At 73.7% G+C, this 15,020-nt stretch carries 14 protein-coding genes; 6 read left to right on the top strand and 8 right to left on the bottom strand.

All coding sequences use genetic code 11. The features are described 5' to 3' along the window. The first annotated feature begins 49 nt into the window (after nucleotides 1-49). The gene (locus ACIGEZ_RS12620; protein ID WP_399829496.1) at nucleotides 50-1,621 is read left to right on the top strand and encodes an alpha/beta hydrolase; all 1,572 of its coding nucleotides are present in this window, start codon (nucleotides 50-52) and stop codon (nucleotides 1,619-1,621) included. Nucleotides 1,622-1,757: 136 nt separating this feature from the next. Beyond that, nucleotides 1,758-3,281 carry an alpha/beta hydrolase gene (locus ACIGEZ_RS12615; protein ID WP_399829493.1) on the top strand — a complete coding sequence of 508 codons (1,524 nt, stop codon included), beginning with the start codon at nucleotides 1,758-1,760 and terminating at the stop codon, nucleotides 3,279-3,281. Between the two features lie 83 nt (nucleotides 3,282-3,364). On the opposite strand, the gene moeZ is transcribed toward ACIGEZ_RS12615, so the two are convergent. From moeZ to ACIGEZ_RS12580, 7 genes are all read right to left on the bottom strand, one after another. Then, on the bottom strand, nucleotides 3,365-4,543 hold the full coding sequence (gene moeZ / locus ACIGEZ_RS12610) for an adenylyltransferase/sulfurtransferase MoeZ (protein ID WP_399829490.1): 1,179 nt from the start codon (nucleotides 4,541-4,543) through the stop codon (nucleotides 3,365-3,367). A gap of 72 nt (nucleotides 4,544-4,615) precedes the next feature. After that, nucleotides 4,616-5,416 (bottom strand): spherulation-specific family 4 protein, encoded by an 801-nt coding sequence (locus ACIGEZ_RS12605; protein ID WP_399829487.1) that lies wholly within the window; start codon nucleotides 5,414-5,416, stop codon nucleotides 4,616-4,618. Beyond that, nucleotides 5,404-6,363, bottom strand: coding sequence for an NAD-dependent epimerase/dehydratase family protein (locus ACIGEZ_RS12600; protein WP_399829485.1), 960 nt, complete (start codon nucleotides 6,361-6,363; stop codon nucleotides 5,404-5,406). The genes ACIGEZ_RS12605 and ACIGEZ_RS12600 overlap by 13 nt, the downstream gene beginning before the upstream one ends. Nucleotides 6,364-6,498: 135 nt before the next feature. Beyond that, the gene (locus ACIGEZ_RS12595; RefSeq protein ID WP_399829483.1) at nucleotides 6,499-7,806 is read right to left on the bottom strand and encodes a hypothetical protein; all 1,308 of its coding nucleotides are present in this window, start codon (nucleotides 7,804-7,806) and stop codon (nucleotides 6,499-6,501) included. Between the two features lie 13 nt (nucleotides 7,807-7,819). Then, nucleotides 7,820-9,460 (bottom strand): DUF3492 domain-containing protein, encoded by a 1,641-nt coding sequence (locus ACIGEZ_RS12590; RefSeq protein WP_399829480.1) that lies wholly within the window; start codon nucleotides 9,458-9,460, stop codon nucleotides 7,820-7,822. A gap of 253 nt (nucleotides 9,461-9,713) precedes the next feature. Then, entirely contained in the window at nucleotides 9,714-11,105 is a 1,392-nt protein-coding gene (locus ACIGEZ_RS12585; RefSeq protein WP_399829478.1) for a DUF3152 domain-containing protein, read from the bottom strand. An 8-nt stretch (nucleotides 11,106-11,113) separates the two neighbouring features. Next, complete coding sequence (locus ACIGEZ_RS12580; RefSeq protein ID WP_399829476.1) at nucleotides 11,114-12,100, bottom strand: alpha/beta fold hydrolase; 987 nt, start codon at nucleotides 12,098-12,100, stop codon at nucleotides 11,114-11,116. A 144-nt stretch (nucleotides 12,101-12,244) separates the two neighbouring features. Between ACIGEZ_RS12580 and ACIGEZ_RS12575 the strand changes: the two genes are divergently transcribed. From ACIGEZ_RS12575 to ACIGEZ_RS12560, 4 genes are all read left to right on the top strand, one after another. After that, on the top strand, nucleotides 12,245-12,460 hold the full coding sequence (locus tag ACIGEZ_RS12575) for a hypothetical protein (protein ID WP_399829473.1): 216 nt from the start codon (nucleotides 12,245-12,247) through the stop codon (nucleotides 12,458-12,460). 199 nt (nucleotides 12,461-12,659) lie between these two features. Then, a complete protein-coding gene (locus tag ACIGEZ_RS12570) occupies nucleotides 12,660-13,319 on the top strand; it encodes a TetR family transcriptional regulator (RefSeq protein ID WP_399829471.1) in 660 nt (219 codons plus the stop codon). 146 nt (nucleotides 13,320-13,465) lie between these two features. Next, on the top strand, nucleotides 13,466-13,693 hold the full coding sequence (locus ACIGEZ_RS12565) for a DUF3107 domain-containing protein (protein ID WP_399829468.1): 228 nt from the start codon (nucleotides 13,466-13,468) through the stop codon (nucleotides 13,691-13,693). Nucleotides 13,694-13,884: 191 nt separating this feature from the next. After that, entirely contained in the window at nucleotides 13,885-14,154 is a 270-nt protein-coding gene (locus tag ACIGEZ_RS12560; RefSeq protein ID WP_399829466.1) for a hypothetical protein, read from the top strand. A gap of 49 nt (nucleotides 14,155-14,203) precedes the next feature. Here ACIGEZ_RS12560 and ACIGEZ_RS12555 read toward each other — a convergent pair whose 3' ends face one another. Beyond that, the gene (locus ACIGEZ_RS12555; RefSeq protein WP_399829464.1) at nucleotides 14,204-14,935 is read right to left on the bottom strand and encodes a ferritin-like fold-containing protein; all 732 of its coding nucleotides are present in this window, start codon (nucleotides 14,933-14,935) and stop codon (nucleotides 14,204-14,206) included. Between the last annotated feature and the right edge of the window lie 85 nt (nucleotides 14,936-15,020).

Raw genomic sequence — 15,020 nt, 5'->3', positions numbered from 1 at the left:
TGGACCTCCGTCCCGCGCGGCGGGCAGCCCCCCGGCACACGATGGGTGCATGCCGACCTCCGCCGCTCAGCGTGCCGCCCTGCTCACCGCAGCCGCCCTGCTCGTCACCGCCGGGTGCTCCGACAGCGGGAGCGGTACGGCGGCCCCCGCGACCAGCGGGCCCACGGGGCTCGACCGGCTGGCGGCGCAGAAGCTGTCCTGGTCGCCCTGTCTGCCGCCGTCCGCGGCGGAGGGCGGCGGGCCCGCGCCGTCGCCGCTGCCCGACGGGGCGCCCTGGGAGTGCTCGTTCATGGCGGCGCCGCTCGACTACGCCAAGCCCGACGGGGAGACCATCGACCTGGCCCTCATCCGGGCCAGGGCCCGCGACCGGGACCGGCGGATCGGCTCGCTCGTCTTCAACTTCGGCGGGCCCGGCGGCTCCGGCATCACCGGACTGCCCAGCTTCGCCAAGGACTTCGAGACCCTGCGCTCCCGCTACGACCTGGTCTCCTTCGACCCGCGCGGCGTCGGCCGCAGCGAGCCGGTCGAGTGCGCCGACGACAACGAGCTCGACGCCTACTACGCCCTGGACTTCACCCCCGACGACGCCGCCGAGGAGCGCACCCTCTCGGACGCGCAGAAGAAGTACGCCGCCGGCTGCGACAAGAACGCGGGACCCCGGCTGCCGTACGTCGGAACCGAGAACGCCGCCCGCGACCTGGACCTGATGCGCCGGGTCCTCGGCGACGACAAGCTGCACTACTTCGGCATCTCGTACGGCACCGAACTCGGCGGCGTCTACGCCCACCTGTTCCCCCAGAACGTGGGGCGCGCCGTGTTCGACGCCGTCGTCGACCCCACGGCGGGCGTCGAGGCGGGGGCGCTCGGGCAGGCCAGGGGCTTCCAGCTGGCGCTCGACAACTTCGCCGAGGACTGCGTCGAACGGGCCGACGAGTGCGCGCTGCCGGGCTCGTCGGTGGCCGAGATCGAGGAGTTCATCACCGGCCTCCTCGCCGAGCTCGACAAGAAGCCGATCGCCGGCATCGGCGAGCGCAAGCTCACCCAGACCCAGGCCACCAACGGCATCGCGCAGGCGCTGTACTCCAAGGAGTTCTGGCCCTATCTGGAGCAGGGCCTCGACGAGGCCGACGGCGGCAACGGCGCCCTGCTGCTCGCCCTGTCCGACTCCATGAACGGCCGCAGCCAGACCGGCAGTTACAGCAACATCCAGGCCGCCAACGCCGCCGTGAACTGCGTGGACTTCAAGGAGCGCTACACCCTCGGCCAGGCCAAGGAGCGGCTCGGCGAGTTCCGCGAGGCCTCCCCCGTCTTCGGCGACTTCATGGGCTGGGCGCTGGCGAGCTGCTCCCAGTGGCCGGTGCCGGGCGCCTGGGAGCACCCGGACGTCGCGGCCGCCGGCTCCGCCCCGATCCTGGTCATCGGCAACACCGGCGACCCGGCGACCCCGTACGCGGGCGCCGGGGCGATGGTGGACGCCCTCGGCAAGGGAGTCGGCGTGGAGCTCACGTACAAGGGGCAGGGCCACGGCGCGTACAGCAGCGGCAGCAAGTGCGTGAAGGCCGCCACCGACGGCTACCTGCTCGACGGCAAGGTGCCGGCCTCCGGGACCGTCTGCCAGTAGCCCGGGCCGTCGGCCGGCGCGGCCGTCTGCCAGGAGCCCGCGGGCCGCCGCCTACGATGGCGGTCCGCACGCAGACACGGGGGGTTGCCCAATGACCAGCGCGTCCAGAGTCACGTCCATACGCAGGCGGGCCGGTATGGCGGTGGTCGCCCTCGCGGGACTGCTCGCCACCGGCTGTACGCAGTCCGGCGGCACCACCGGGTCCGGTACGCCCGCCCCGTCGACCGCTCCCCCGGCCACCGGCGACTCCAAGGGCTCCGGCCTGCCCGCCTCGCTCACCGGCCAGCGGCCCGACTGGAATAGCTGCGCCGCCCCCGAGGGCGGCGAGAAGCCCGGCTCCGCCTGGCGCTGCGCGACCGTGCAGGTCCCCCTCGACTACGCCGAGCCGGGTGGCGCGACCATCCCCGTCGCCCTCATCCGCAAGGAGGCCGGCGACAAGAGCGGCCGGCTCGGCTCGCTGCTCTTCAACTTCGGCGGGCCCGGCGCCTCGGGCGTCGACATCCTGCCCCGTGCCGCCACCGAGTACAGCGCCCTCGGCCGACGCTACGACCTCGTCGGCTTCGACCCCCGCGGCGTCCGGCGCAGCGCGGGCGTGGTCTGCCGGGACGACAAGGAGCAGGCCGCCGCCGAGGCCACGATCGACTACACCCCGGACTCGGCCGCCGAGGAGCAGCGCTTCGTCCAGGACGCCACCTCCTTCGGCAAGGGCTGCGCGAGCCGTTCCGGCAAGGTCCTGCCGTACACCACGACCGCCAACACGGCCCGCGACCTCGACCTGGTCCGGCAGATCCTCGGCGACGCGAAGCTCAACTACTTCGGCATCTCCTACGGCACCCAGCTCGGCGGCACCTACGCCCACCTCTTCCCCCGGAACGTGGGCCGCTTCGTCCTCGACGCCGTCGTCGACCCGACCGCCGACTCCGTCGGGCACGCCCGCAACCAGACGGTCGGCTTCCAGCGCGCCCTCGACAACTACCTGAAGGCCACCGGCCAGGACCCCAAGGCCGGCACCGAGCGGATCGCCCGGCTCGTCAAGCGGCTCGACGAGAAGCCGCTGGCCGTGGGCGAGCGCAGGCTGACCGACTCGCTCGCCCTCACCGGTGTCGTCATGCCGCTGTACTCGGAGCAGAGCTGGCCGCTGCTCACCACCGCGCTGACCAAGGCGGAGCAGGGCTCGGGCGCGGAGCTGCTACAGCTCGCCGACTGGTACAACGACCGTGACGCGTCCGGCCACTACGCGACCCAGTCCCACTCCCAGCGGGCGATCTCCTGCGCCGACTCCGCCGAGCGGCCGACGGTCGACCAGGCCCGTGCGCTGCTGCCGGAGTTCCGCCGGCTCTCCCCCGTCTTCGGCGAGTTCCTCGCCTGGGACACAGCTGGCTGGTGCGCGAACTGGCCGGTGAAGGGCGAGGCGAAGACCTCGGACGCGAGCGCGCCCGGCGCCGGCCCGGTCCTGGTCGTCGGCACGACGGGCGACCCGGCCACTCCGTACGAGGGCGCCGAGAGGATGGCGAAGGAGCTGGGCGAGGGTGTCGGCGTGCTCGTCACCAACAAGGGCGAGGGGCACGGCGCGTACGGCTCCTCGGCGTGCGTGACGAAGACGGTGGACGCGTATCTCGTGGACGGGAAGGTGCCCGCGTACGGGACGACCTGCTCCTGAGGACGAAGGTACGGGGAAGGCCCGGACCGTCTGGCGGTCCGGGCCTTCCCCGTACGCGCGGAGCTGCCGCGGCGTGGCTGCGGTCAGTAGACCGGCTTCTCCGGCTCGATCTGGTGGACCCAGCCGATCACGCCGCCGCCGACGTGCACCGCGTCCGCGAAGCCCGCGGCCTTGAGCACGGCGAGGACTTCCGCACTGCGGACACCCGTCTTGCAGTGCAGGACGATCCGCTTGTCCTGCGGGAGGTCCTGGAGGGCGTTGCCCATCAGGAACTCGTTCTTCGGGATCAGGCGGGCGCCGGGGATCGAGACGATCTCGTACTCGTTCGGCTCGCGGACGTCGATGATGTCGATGTTCTCGCCGTCGTCGATCCACTCCTTGAGCTGCTTGGGAGTGATCGTCGAGCCGAGCGCCGCCTCCTGGGCCTCCTCGGACACGACGCCGCAGAAGGCCTCGTAGTCGATGAGCTCGGTGACGGTCGGGTTCTCGCCGCAGACCGCGCAGTCCGGGTCCTTGCGGACCTTGACCTGGCGGTACTGCATCTCCAGGGCGTCGTAGATCATCAGGCGGCCGACCAGCGGGTCGCCGACGCCGGCGAGGAGCTTGATGGCCTCGGTGACCTGGATGGAGCCGATGGACGCGCACAGCACGCCCAGGACGCCGCCCTCGGCGCAGGAGGGGACCATGCCCGGCGGCGGGGGCTCCGGGTAGAGGCAGCGGTAGCAGGGGCCGTGCTCGGCCCAGAAGACCGAGGCCTGGCCGTCGAAGCGGTAGATCGAGCCCCAGACGTACGGCTTGTCCAGGAGCACGCACGCGTCGTTGACCAGGTAGCGCGTCGCGAAGTTGTCCGTGCCGTCGACGATCAGGTCGTACTGGGCGAAGATCTCCATCACGTTCTCGGCCTCGAGCCGCTCTTCGTGGAGGATCACGTTCGTGTACGGGTTGATGCCGAGGACGCTGTCGCGCGCCGACTCGGCCTTGGAGCGGCCGATGTCGGACTGGCTGTGGATGATCTGGCGCTGCAGGTTCGACTCGTCGACCTCGTCGAACTCCACGATGCCGAGCGTGCCGACACCGGCCGCGGCCAGGTACATCAGGGCCGGCGAGCCGAGACCGCCGGCGCCCACACAGAGCACCTTCGCGTTCTTGAGCCGCTTCTGCCCGTCCATCCCGACGTCCGGGATGATCAGGTGGCGGGAGTACCTGCGGACCTCGTCCACGGTGAGCTCGGCAGCCGGCTCGACCAGGGGTGGCAGCGTCACGGAGACCTCATCAATGCAGCTGGTCGGTAAGTCAGTACGGTTGTTCTGTCGACAACAGTGCCATGGCCCTTCTCATTCCGAGACACCCCGTCCGATACGCGAGACAATTTCGTCCCAGTAGCCGGGCAGCGTCTGGAATTGATCGGTTTGTCCCGGCCGCCCCCTGCGGTCGGTGAAGAAGACCGTGGCGGCCCCCTGCCAGCGGGCGATCCGCAGGGCCTCCTCCAGGTGCATGCGGGGCACCCCGTGGACCAGGTGGACGAACTTCCCCGCCGGGTGGTCGGCCGTCCACTCCGCCACCTGCGACCAGCGGTAGTCGGCCCAGGTGCCGGAGAAGGTGACCAGCTGGTCGGCCACCTCCGCGTATCCCGCGTAGGGGTGGGCGCCATGGCCCAGGACGAGATGGGCCCTGCCGTCCCCGGCGGCGCCCGGCGCGCCCGCCACGCCCGCCGCCGCGCCGGACGGGCCCGCCTCGCCGTCGAGGAGCGCCTCCAGGGTGGCCGAGATCCGTCGTACGGCGGGCAGGTCGGCCCGGTCGACGGGCGCGCGGTCCAGGTAGTAGCCGTCGGCCTTGTACCAGTCGAGGAAGCGCCGGGCGTCCGCGACGACCTCGGCGAAGGGCCGCGAGCCGTGCCGCAGGTCGATGTGGCCGAGCACCCTGACCCCCGCGTTGCGCAGCCTGCCCGCCGCCTCCAGACAGTGCGGGTCGGGCCGGTCTCCCGGCCCCTCGGCGACGTTGAGGACGGCCCAGTGCACGGGGGTGCCGGGGCGGGTGAGCTCGGCCCATTCGACGGGCGCGAGCAGCGGGTGCGCGTACCCGGGGACGCCCATGCCCATCTGCGTGAGCGCCCCGGTGGCGGTCAGATGCGGCATGCCGCCTCCATCCAGATGTCGGCCAGCGACTCCTCCAGGTTGATCCGCGGCCGCCAGCCGAGCCGGTCGCGGGCGGTGCGGACGTCGGCCTGCTGCCACGGACCGCAGCCGTCGGGGTACGGGTAGGGGGCGGCGGCCAGCTGCTCGGCGATGGTCTCGGTGCGCGGGGCGCCGATGACCGAGCGCGGCGGCGGCCCGTCGAGCTCGTGGAGGGTGCCGGCGTACCCGGCGACGCGGGCGAGCACGGCGGCGGCGTCGCGGAGCCTGACCGCCCGGCCGGTGCCGATGTTGACGACGCCCTGGGCGGCGGAGAGCGATGCGGCGTGGACGGCGCGGGCGACGTCCCGTACGTCCACGAAGTCGCGCTGCACGCCGAGGCCGCTGAGCTTCAGCTCGCCGTCGCCGGCCTGCATGGCGCGCCGCATCGCCTCGGCGAGCCGGCCGAGCGGGGAGCCGGCCGGGGTGCCGGGGCCGACCGGCGAGAAGACCCGCAGTACGACCGCGTCCAGACCGGAGCCGAGGACGAGCTCGGTCGCGGCCAGCTTGGACACGCCGTACGGGCCGCCGGGCCGTGGCACGGCGTCCTCGGCGGTGGACGACCCCGGCTGGCTCGGCCCGTACTCCGAGGCGCAGCCGACCTGGACCAGGCGGGCGCCGCAGCCGCTGCGCCGCAGGGCCTCGCAGACGGTGGCGACGGCGACGGTGTTGTGCCGGGTCAGGTCACGGGCGCCACCGCGGGTGGCGCCGGCGCAGTTGACGACGACTCCGGGGTGGACGGCGTCGAGGAACCGGGTCAGCGCGCCGGGGCTGCCGCTGGCGAGGTCGAACCGTACGTCGGCGTCGTCGCCGCGGCCGAGGGCGGTCAGGTGGACCGCCGGGTCGGCGAGGAGCCGGTCGGCGACGAACCGGCCGATGAATCCGTTGGCTCCGAGCAGCAGCACCCTCATCGTGCGGCCCCTTCGTGCCGACCGGCCATGGGGCGGAGTTGGGGCGTCATGTCTCTTTCGTCTCCTTGGGATGGTCCATGTGCGGGGGCACGCCCGCGGCGTCGGCTCCGCGGGTGCGCCGGGCCCATGGAGGATTCAGGGTTGGGTGGTGGCGTGGGCCGAGGCCCGGGAGAGTGCGGTGGTGGCCTGCGCCAGGAGGGCGAGGGCCGTGGCGCCACAGGCGAGGGCGGGTACGGCGGCGGGTCCCCAGGCGTCGGCGGCGGCGCGGACCGGGGCGCCGAGGAGCGCGCATCCGGGCAGGCGGGCGGCGAGGACGCTCGCGAGGGCGAGGGCCTCGGCGGCGCAGGCGGCGGCGAGACCGTTCGCGGCGCTCTCGGGGAAGCCGTGCACGGCGAGCAGCCGGGCGAGCAGCAGCAGCGCGCCGAGCGCGAGGGCGCCGGGGCTGAAGCCGGTGAGGGCGAGCAGCCCGGCGAGCAGGGCGAGTTGGAGGGCGACGGTGCCGAGGAGCAGGGGGCGGACGCCGGCGGCGAAGTCGTCCAGACCCCGGCTGGCGGCGAGCCTGCGCCGGGCGCGTACGGCGAAGAGGCGGGCGCAGCAGGCGAAGGGGGCCACCGAGAGCGCGAGGGCGAGGAGGGGCCCGGTGTCGAGGAGCCAGCCGCCGCCGGGTACCGGGCTGCGGCCGAGCAGGGCGTCCGCGGCGGTGGCGACGACCGGGGGCTCGTCGGGTCCGCCCGTCAGGAGCTGCCCCAGGAGGCCGTCGCCTGCCAGCGCGTAGCCGAGCAGCCAGAGGGTCCAGAGGCGGGCGGCGGGCGCGGTGCGGCCGGTGGCGTGCAGGGGGCCGCCGCGTACGGCGACGAGCAGCGCGACGGTGAGACCGAGGGCGCCGAGCGCACCCACGGCGAGTCGGAGCGGCCCTTCGGTGAGGGCGAGCCCCGCGGTGGTGAGGGCGGCGACGGCACCGGGGGCGCAGGCGGCGAGCGCCCACGCGGCCCGTGCGCCGGGCGCCACCGGCTCGGGGGCGGGGCGGGCGGGCACTGCTTCGCCGCGGGGGACGCGGGCGTACAGCTCCTCCGCGAGCGAGAAGACGTCCCGGTGGCGGAAGCGGGCGGCGGTGCGGTCGGTGACGCCGTGGGCCTCGAGTCCGGCGGCGATCTCCAGGGGGTCGACGGCCTGTTCGCACAGTTCGCGGTGGCGGTGCATGAGGGCCTTGACCGGGTCGGCGGTGGCGCGCCGGGGGGCGCGCGGGCCGAGCGCGGGGGCGGACTGCTCGGCGGGCTCGTGGACGGGCTGCTCGGTGAGCTGGTGGGCGGGCTGCTGAATCGCTTCGGCAGAGGCGGCCGCGGTGACGGGCCCGGCGGGGACCACGGCGGCCGGGGCCGGGAGCAGGGCCTCCGAGCGGGGGTCCCAGGGGCCTGGGCTGGTGGGTGCGGCGGGGCCGCGCATGGGTGTGCCTCCTTCAGGCATCGGGATCTCCCGTGCCGGCCGCGGCGATGACCGGCTGGTCCGCCCAGCTGCCCGGCACGTACGCCTCGGCCGGGTGCGCGAAGGGCACGGCCTCGGCGGTACGGCGGCGGACCGGCGCGTGGGAGAGAAGTTCGAGGTAGATGCCGCGGAACGCCGCGAGGTTCTGCTCGACGGTGAACAGCTCCAGTGCGCGGGCGCGTGCGGCGGCGCCCAGGCGGTGACGGCGCTCGGGGTCGCGCAACAGCGCGAGGCAGGCGTCGGCGAGCGCCTTGGGATTGCGCGGGGGGACGACAAGACCGGTGCCGCCGATGATCTCGACGACGGCGCCGACGTCGGTGGAGACGGTGGCCCGGGCGCAGAACATGGCTTCGACGAGGCCGACGGGGAAGCCCTCGACGACGCTGGACAGGACGACCACGGCGCTGGAGGCGTAGGCCTCCTCCAGGCTCGGGGCCTCGGGGCCGCCGAGCTCCTCGAAGGAGACGGGGTTCTCGCCGACGTCGTGCCGTCCGGCGGCCTCGTCGGGGAAGAGCTGTTCGGCGAGACCGCGGCAGTGCGCGAGGTAGCCGGCGGCGCCGGGCTCGTGCACCGGTGCGGCGATGATCCGCAGCCGGGCGTCGGGCTGCCGGCGGCGCACCTCGGCGAAGGCGTGCAGCAGGGCGATGAGGTCCTTGGCGGGTTCGACCCGGCCGATCCAGGCGAGGGTCGCCGGGTCGCCGCTCTCCTCGTCCTCGCCGACCTCGGCGAAACGGTCGGCCGCCATGCCGGGGTAGACGGTGCGCAGCCTGGCCCGGTCGGCGCCGCACCGCTCCTGCCAGCGGCGGGCGTGGGTGTTGCCGGGGGTGAGCAGGGCGGCCTCGCGGTAGACCTCGCCGGCGAGGCGGCCGTGGAAGGCGGCGAGCAGGGCCCGTACGGGGGTGGCGAGGGGGGCGCCGGTCGCGGCGAGGTAGTGGGCGCGGAGCTGGACGCCGTACTCGGTGACGAGCAGCGGGGTGCCGAAGAAGCGTTTGGCCAGCAGGCCGGGGAGGGCCGCAGCCCCGGCCGAAGCGGCGTGGCAGAGGTCGGCGAGGCCGAGGGCGTCCTCGCCGTACCAGTCGAGGGACAGCGGGCGCAGGGCGCGCTCCAGCTGGTCGACGAAGGCGAGGTGGTCGGGGACGGTGGCGGCGGCCGCGCTCCGGCGTGCGCCGGGTGCGCGGCAGGCGGACTCAAGGATGCGGACGGCCGGCTCGGAGCGGAGGGCGGCGTGCAGCCCGCCGTGTTCGCGGGCCAGTTCGGCGAGCGCGTAGAGGCCGGCGGCGAAGCGGTCGGCCGCCTCGTTCTCGACCCGCTCGTCGACGGCCCGCTCGGCGCAGACGCCGTTCGCGAGATCCCGGAACGCGGCCTCGAAGCGGCGCCGCTCGCGCCGCCCGTAGCAGCGCCCGTCGTCCTCGGCCGACCAGAGCGCGGCGGTGCGCACGCTGCGGACGTGGGGCGGGAGCGGCATCCGGCCGCCCGTTTCCTGGCGGGCGTCGCGGCTGAGGGCGTACAGGTCGAACTCGTGCGGGGCGAGCCCGCGGACGAGCCGGTCACACCAGACTCCGGACTCACCCGAGGCATACGGATAGCCACCCTCCGTGAGCAGTCCGATCCGCATGAGCACACCCCCGATCTCCCGTGAGCGCGGCCACTCCTCGGTCCGGTGACCCGCAGCGGGAAGAACGTAAGCGGATATACCGGTGGCGCGACGGACGGTTGTCCGTCGCGCCACCGGAAGGGGTGAATGCACGTAACTTTCCGACCCCGGTCGCGTTCCGTCGCGCTACGGCGGCGCGATGAAGAGAAACGCAATTCTCGAAGACGGCGAGGCGAAAAGGGCCGACGCACGCTCACGCGCCGTCGGCACGCATTCAACTCCCGGGATGCACCCAGGGGTTGGGCCGGCACTTGATGCCGTCGATGTCCAGGGACTTGGTCTGCTGCTGCATCACCGGGGCGAGCGCGCCGGGCGTGCCGCAGCTGACGTGGCTGTGTCCGAGCCGGTGGCCGACCTCGTGGTTGATGAGCATCTGGCGATAGGCGTACATCGCCTTCGCGCCGAAGGTGACCGAGCCCTGCGCCCAGCGGAAGGCGTTGATCATCACGCGCTGCGTGGAGGCGGAGTCGCAGGACACGTTGTCGACGGTCGTGTCCAGGCCGGACTTCGCGCACCAGGTCCCGGTGGTCCCCGGGCTGGCCAGCGTGACGACGAACTCGGGATCCCCGCTGGAGATCCGCTCGAAGGTCATCTCGCCCTTGCCGGCCCAGCTCCGCTCGTCGTTGAGGGTCTTCTGCACGGCCTGCGCGAACAGCGCCCCGTCGAGCCCGAGCCCCTTCTCCACGTCGACCCGGTAGCGGATCTTGCGGCCCTTGCCGGGCGCCCGGTCGAAGCCGGGGACGGCCTCGAAGTCCCCGGAGCCCTTCAGCTTCGGGTCGATGGGGAACTGGCGGGTCATCAGCTGCTCGTACGTCGGCGGCGCGGCCGGAGCCGGCTTCGCCGGGGTGACCCGGTCGTCGGAGCGGGATGCGGGGCTCTCGGCGCCCACCCGGTCGGCTGACTCGTCGGCCGCGCGGGACTGCGGCGTCCCGTCGAGGTCGCGGTCGGTGACCTGGCCGGCGACGACGACCGCGAGGACGGTGGTGATGGCGGCGGCCGCTATCCCGGTGAAGGTGCGGCCGAGACCGCCGCCCCTGGCGGGCTGCTGAATCCTCCGGTGCTGCCCGGTGGACGTGGACTCGGACTCGGGCCCGGCCTGCCCGGGCTCCGGGGTCGCCTCGCGGCGCGGCGCGGGGATGAAGGCGCCCGCCTGGCCCTCGTACGGATAGCGGGCGGCGGGCGCGGCTCCCTCGTCGTGGACGGGGTGGCCGCCGCGCACGAAGGCGCCGTCGGCGGCCGGGTCGTACGGGCCCTGGTAGCGGGGGGTGCCGTGCATCGGCGTGTCGGACGCGCCCTGATGGCGGGGGGTGCCGGCCGCCGGGGTGTCGTAGCCGCCCTGGTAGCGGGGGGTGCCGGCCGCCGGTGTCTCGTAGCCGCCCCGGTGGCGGGGGGTGCCGTGGGCCGGCGTGCCGTAGCCGCCCTGGTGCCCCGGCGCGGCGGGATCCTGCGGGCCGCGGCCCTGCGTGTCGTACGGGCGCGGGGCCTGCGACGGCTCCTGCCCCGGCCCCCTCCTGCGTCGCCCCGTCCCCGGGCCCTGCCCGACGGCCTCCCGCTGCCCGGTGTCGGCCACCGGGGCCGCGGGGCCCTTGCGACTATGTCGTCCCACGGTCCGGTTCAGCTCCCGCCCTCTGCCGCCGGCGTCCGGGCGGCATCGGTGATGAGCTCCCGTACCGCGTCGGCGACCGTCTGCGGGTACTCCATCATCGCCACGTGCCCCGCCTCCGGAAGGGTGAGCAGCCGCGAGCCGCGGAAGGCGGCGGCCGCCTTGCGTGCCATCCGGTACGACACCAGCTGGTCGCGGCCGCCGTAGACCAGCAGCGTCGGCGCGAGCACCCGCTCCGCCTGCCGCCACAGACCGTGCTGGCCGCCCAGCGTGTAGGCGTCGACGATGCCGCGCGAGGAGCGGGCCATCGCGTCCCAGAAGTAGGGCAGCTCCAGGCGCCGTTCCATCTCCTCCACGGCGTGCCGGAAGCCCTCGTCGGTGACCTGGCCGGGATCCCCGTAACAGAGTGAGAGGACACCGCGGACCCGCTGCTCGGCCGTCCAGTCCCTGGTGAGGCGCGCGAACAGCGGCGCGATCCCGGGCAGCGCGAGCAGCGCCGTCGGCCAGGCGGAGCGCTGGGCGCGCAGCTCGGGCAGGGCGGGCGAGATCAGCGTGAGGGTGCGCACCAGGTCGGGCCGGACCGCGGCGACCCGGGTGGCGACCGCGCCGCCCATCGAGTTGCCGAACAGGTGCACCGGGCCGCGCCCCGCGGCGTCGAGCAGCCGGATGACGGCCCGGGCGTGCCCCGTCACGGAGTAGTTGCCGTCGTCGGGCGGCGGCGAGTCGCCGAAGCCGGGCAGGTCGACCGCCTCGCCGTCGACCAGGTCCGCGAGCCGCGGCATGAGGTCCGACCAGTTCTGCGAGGAACCGCCGAGCCCGTGCACGTACAGCGCGGGCGGCAGGCCGGGGGTGGTGCCGGGCCGGGCGCGCACCGTCAACGTCAGTCCGGGCAGTGCGACGGAGCGCAGCTTCTCGCCGTCGGCGACCCGCACGGTGCGGGACCGGGTCGCGGGTGAGGCGGCAGCGGTCCGGGTTTCCGGCAGCTCGGTCGAGGACATGGCAGCGATATTACGAGACGATCACGCCCGGGCGCGTGTGGGTGGCGTCACAAGAGGGGGTGCGGCGCGCCGTGCGAGCTCCTAGGCTCGTAGAGAGGGCCATCGGACAGGACCCGCGGACCCGCCTTTTCTGGAAGGAACCGCATGACTGTCGACCCGACCGACCCGGACACCTTCGCCGAGGAAGAGGACGTCGTGTTCGACGACGAGACCCCAGAGGCCGACGCGGCCGAGCAGAACGCCGAACTGCAGCAACGCGAGGACGAGCCGTTCAGTCAGGAGGCGCACGGCGCGGCGAACGCCGCGGATCTCGCGGAACAGGCCCGGGTGGTCGCGCTGGACGAGGACGACTACCGCTGAGTCGTGGACATCGACGCCCGAAAAGACGTATCGGCGTGTCGGGTGCCGTTGTTTTGTTCGGTTACAGGGTGAATCGGCTCTCGCCCCAGGCGTCCGGTCCGTGAAATTCTGCGTTCGCACCGCGCACAGCCGGGTTACCCAAAAGTACGATGGCGGCGCGACGCCAATGCGTTGCATGGATCGATTTTTGGGAGGCGGCGTGAGCGCCATCGAGCAGACAGAGGCAGCACGCCCTCGGGGCACGCGCCTGCCGCGCCGTGCCCGACGTAACCAGCTGCTCGGGGCGGCCCAGGAGGTGTTCGTCGCCCAGGGGTACCACTCGGCAGCCATGGACGACATCGCCGAGCGGGCCGGGGTCAGCAAGCCGGTGCTGTACCAGCACTTCCCCGGCAAGCTCGAGCTGTATCTCGCCCTGCTCGACCAGCACTGCGAGGCCCTGCTCCAGTCGGTGCGCACCGCGCTCGCGTCCACCACGGACAACAAGCTGCGCGTCGCGGCCACCATGGACGCCTACTTCGCGTACGTCGAAGACGAGGGCGGCGCCTTCCGGCTGGTCTTCGAGTCCGACCTCACCAACGAGCCGGCCGTGCGCGAGCGCGTGGACCGGGTCTCGCTGCAGTGCGCCGAGGCGATCTCGGACGTCATCGCCGAGGACACCGGCCTGTCCAAGGACGAGTCCATGCTGCTGGCCGTCGCCCTCGGCGGCGTCTCGCAGGTCGTCGCCCGCTACTGGCTGTCCAGCGAGTCGCCGGTCGCCCGGGACAAGGCGGTGGGCCTGCTGACCTCGCTCGCCTGGCGCGGTATCGCCGGCTTCCCGCTGCACCCGGGGGACGGGCAGCTCAGCGCCGAGGGGCACTGAGGTCCCCGCCCCCTGAGCCCGGGACCGGGCTCTGTTCGCTCTTGGCGTTCCGTGCCCGCACCGTGCACGTCCCCTCACCGGGCTAATGTGTGGCAGGTACGGCGCGGGACCCACGCGCAAGGCTGACCGTTCGGAGGGACATAGCCGTGGAGGTCAAGATCGGCGTGCAGCACGCACCCCGGGAGATCGTTCTGGAGAGCGGGCAGTCCGCCGAGGAGGTCGAGCGCGCGGTGGCCGACGCGCTGGCCGGCAAGGCGCAGCTGCTCAGCCTGACGGACGAGAAGGGCCGGACGGTCCTCGTCCCGGCCGACAAGATCGCTTACGTCGAGATCGGCGAGCCGGCGGTGCGCCGGGTGGGCTTCGGCGCGCTCTGAGCGACACCTGAGATCAGCGAAGGCCCGGTGGACGAGATCCACCGGGCCTTTCGCATGTCTTCGCCTGTTTTCCCTTGCGTTCCTTCGAATGCGCACGTCAGGGGGTATGGGGAGGATTGTCATCCAGAGCGACCGGGTAGGACGGGAGTGACCGATCTGCCCGCCCCGCACCACACGCGAGGTGATTCGCCGTGTTCCTGGAAGCCCTCGGTTCCGCCCTGCTCGGTTTCGCCCTGGCCTGGGCCGCCGCGCACCGGCTCCCCGACCGCCTCCCCGCACGGGGCGCCGTCCTCGTCACGGGCACGCTCGGCGCCGTCTTCGGCGCCCTGGTGACCCACGGATCGCTCGGACCCGGGCACTTCCTGGCCACCCAGATCGGCGCCGTCGCGATCGCCGCGGTGCTGCTGTCGCTGCTGATCCGGCCGGCCTCGCGCCGGCTTCGCCGATCAGCCGCGGCGTGAGCCGGTCAGCCGCCGTGTGAGCCGGTAAGCCGCCGTGTGACGCGAAGCGTTACGCCGCGAGGCCCAGTGCGGCCATGCGCTTGGTGTGGGCCTCGGTGATGCGGGAGAACATCCGGCCGACCTCGGCGAGGTCGAATCCCGCGGCCATCCCGTCCACACCGCCGACCAGCATCGTGGACAGCGCGTCGCGCTCCGCCACCACACGCTGCGCCTGCGACAGGGCCTCGCCCATCAGGCGGCGGGCCCACAGGGCGAGCCGGCCGCCGACGCGGGGGTCGGCGTCGATCGCGGCGCGCACCTTCTCCACCGCGAAGTTGCCGTGGCCCGTGTCGTCGAGGACGGAGAGCACCAGGGCGCGCGTGTCGGAGTCGAGGCGGGCCGCGACCTCCCGGTAGAAGTCGCTCGCGATCGAGTCGCCCACGTACGCCTTGACCAGGCCCTCCAGCCAGTCCGACGGCGCGGTCTGGCGGTGGAAGTCGTCCAGCGCCTTGGCGAACGGCTCCATCGCGGTCGTCGGCTCGGCGTCGACGGCGGCGAGCCGGTCGCGCAGCCGCTCGAAGTGGTGGAACTCGGCGGAGGCCATCTTCGCCAGCTCCGCCTTGTCCCCGAGGCTCGGCGCCAGCTTGGCGTCCTCGGCGAGCCGCTCGAACGCGGCGAGCTCGCCGTAGGCCAGCGCACCGAGCAGGTCGATCACGGCGGCGCGGTACTGCGGCACGGCGGAGGCCGTCGCCCAGTCCTGGGCGGCGATACCGGTGGGTGTGGCGTTGTCAGGCGTCTCCATGAAGCGCACAATAGCCCGCCCCCGTGGTCGGTCGAGGCCCTGGTCAGTCACTGTGACGGTGGCCTCGTCGGGAATTCTCCCGACA

Source organism: Streptomyces sp. NPDC085481 (assembly GCF_044541845.1).
GTDB lineage: Bacteria > Actinomycetota > Actinomycetes > Streptomycetales > Streptomycetaceae > Streptomyces.
This window is presented reverse-complemented; position numbering and strand designations above follow the sequence as displayed.

Excerpts from the sequence above, each read along its gene's own strand:
- ACIGEZ_RS12620 (WP_399829496.1), top strand. The coding sequence starts at position 50 with ATGCCGACCTCCGCCGCTCAGCGTGCCGCCCTGCTCACCGCAGCCGCC.
- ACIGEZ_RS12615 (WP_399829493.1), top strand. The coding sequence starts at position 1,758 with ATGGCGGTGGTCGCCCTCGCGGGACTGCTCGCCACCGGCTGTACGCAG.
- ACIGEZ_RS12605 (WP_399829487.1), bottom strand. The coding sequence starts at position 5,416 with ATGCCGCATCTGACCGCCACCGGGGCGCTCACGCAGATGGGCATGGGC.
- ACIGEZ_RS12600 (WP_399829485.1), bottom strand. The coding sequence starts at position 6,363 with ATGAGGGTGCTGCTGCTCGGAGCCAACGGATTCATCGGCCGGTTCGTC.
- ACIGEZ_RS12595 (WP_399829483.1), bottom strand. The coding sequence starts at position 7,806 with ATGCGCGGCCCCGCCGCACCCACCAGCCCAGGCCCCTGGGACCCCCGC.
- ACIGEZ_RS12590 (WP_399829480.1), bottom strand. The coding sequence starts at position 9,460 with ATGCGGATCGGACTGCTCACGGAGGGTGGCTATCCGTATGCCTCGGGT.
- ACIGEZ_RS12580 (WP_399829476.1), bottom strand. The coding sequence starts at position 12,100 with ATGTCCTCGACCGAGCTGCCGGAAACCCGGACCGCTGCCGCCTCACCC.
- ACIGEZ_RS12575 (WP_399829473.1), top strand. The coding sequence starts at position 12,245 with ATGACTGTCGACCCGACCGACCCGGACACCTTCGCCGAGGAAGAGGAC.
- ACIGEZ_RS12555 (WP_399829464.1), bottom strand. The coding sequence starts at position 14,935 with ATGGAGACGCCTGACAACGCCACACCCACCGGTATCGCCGCCCAGGAC.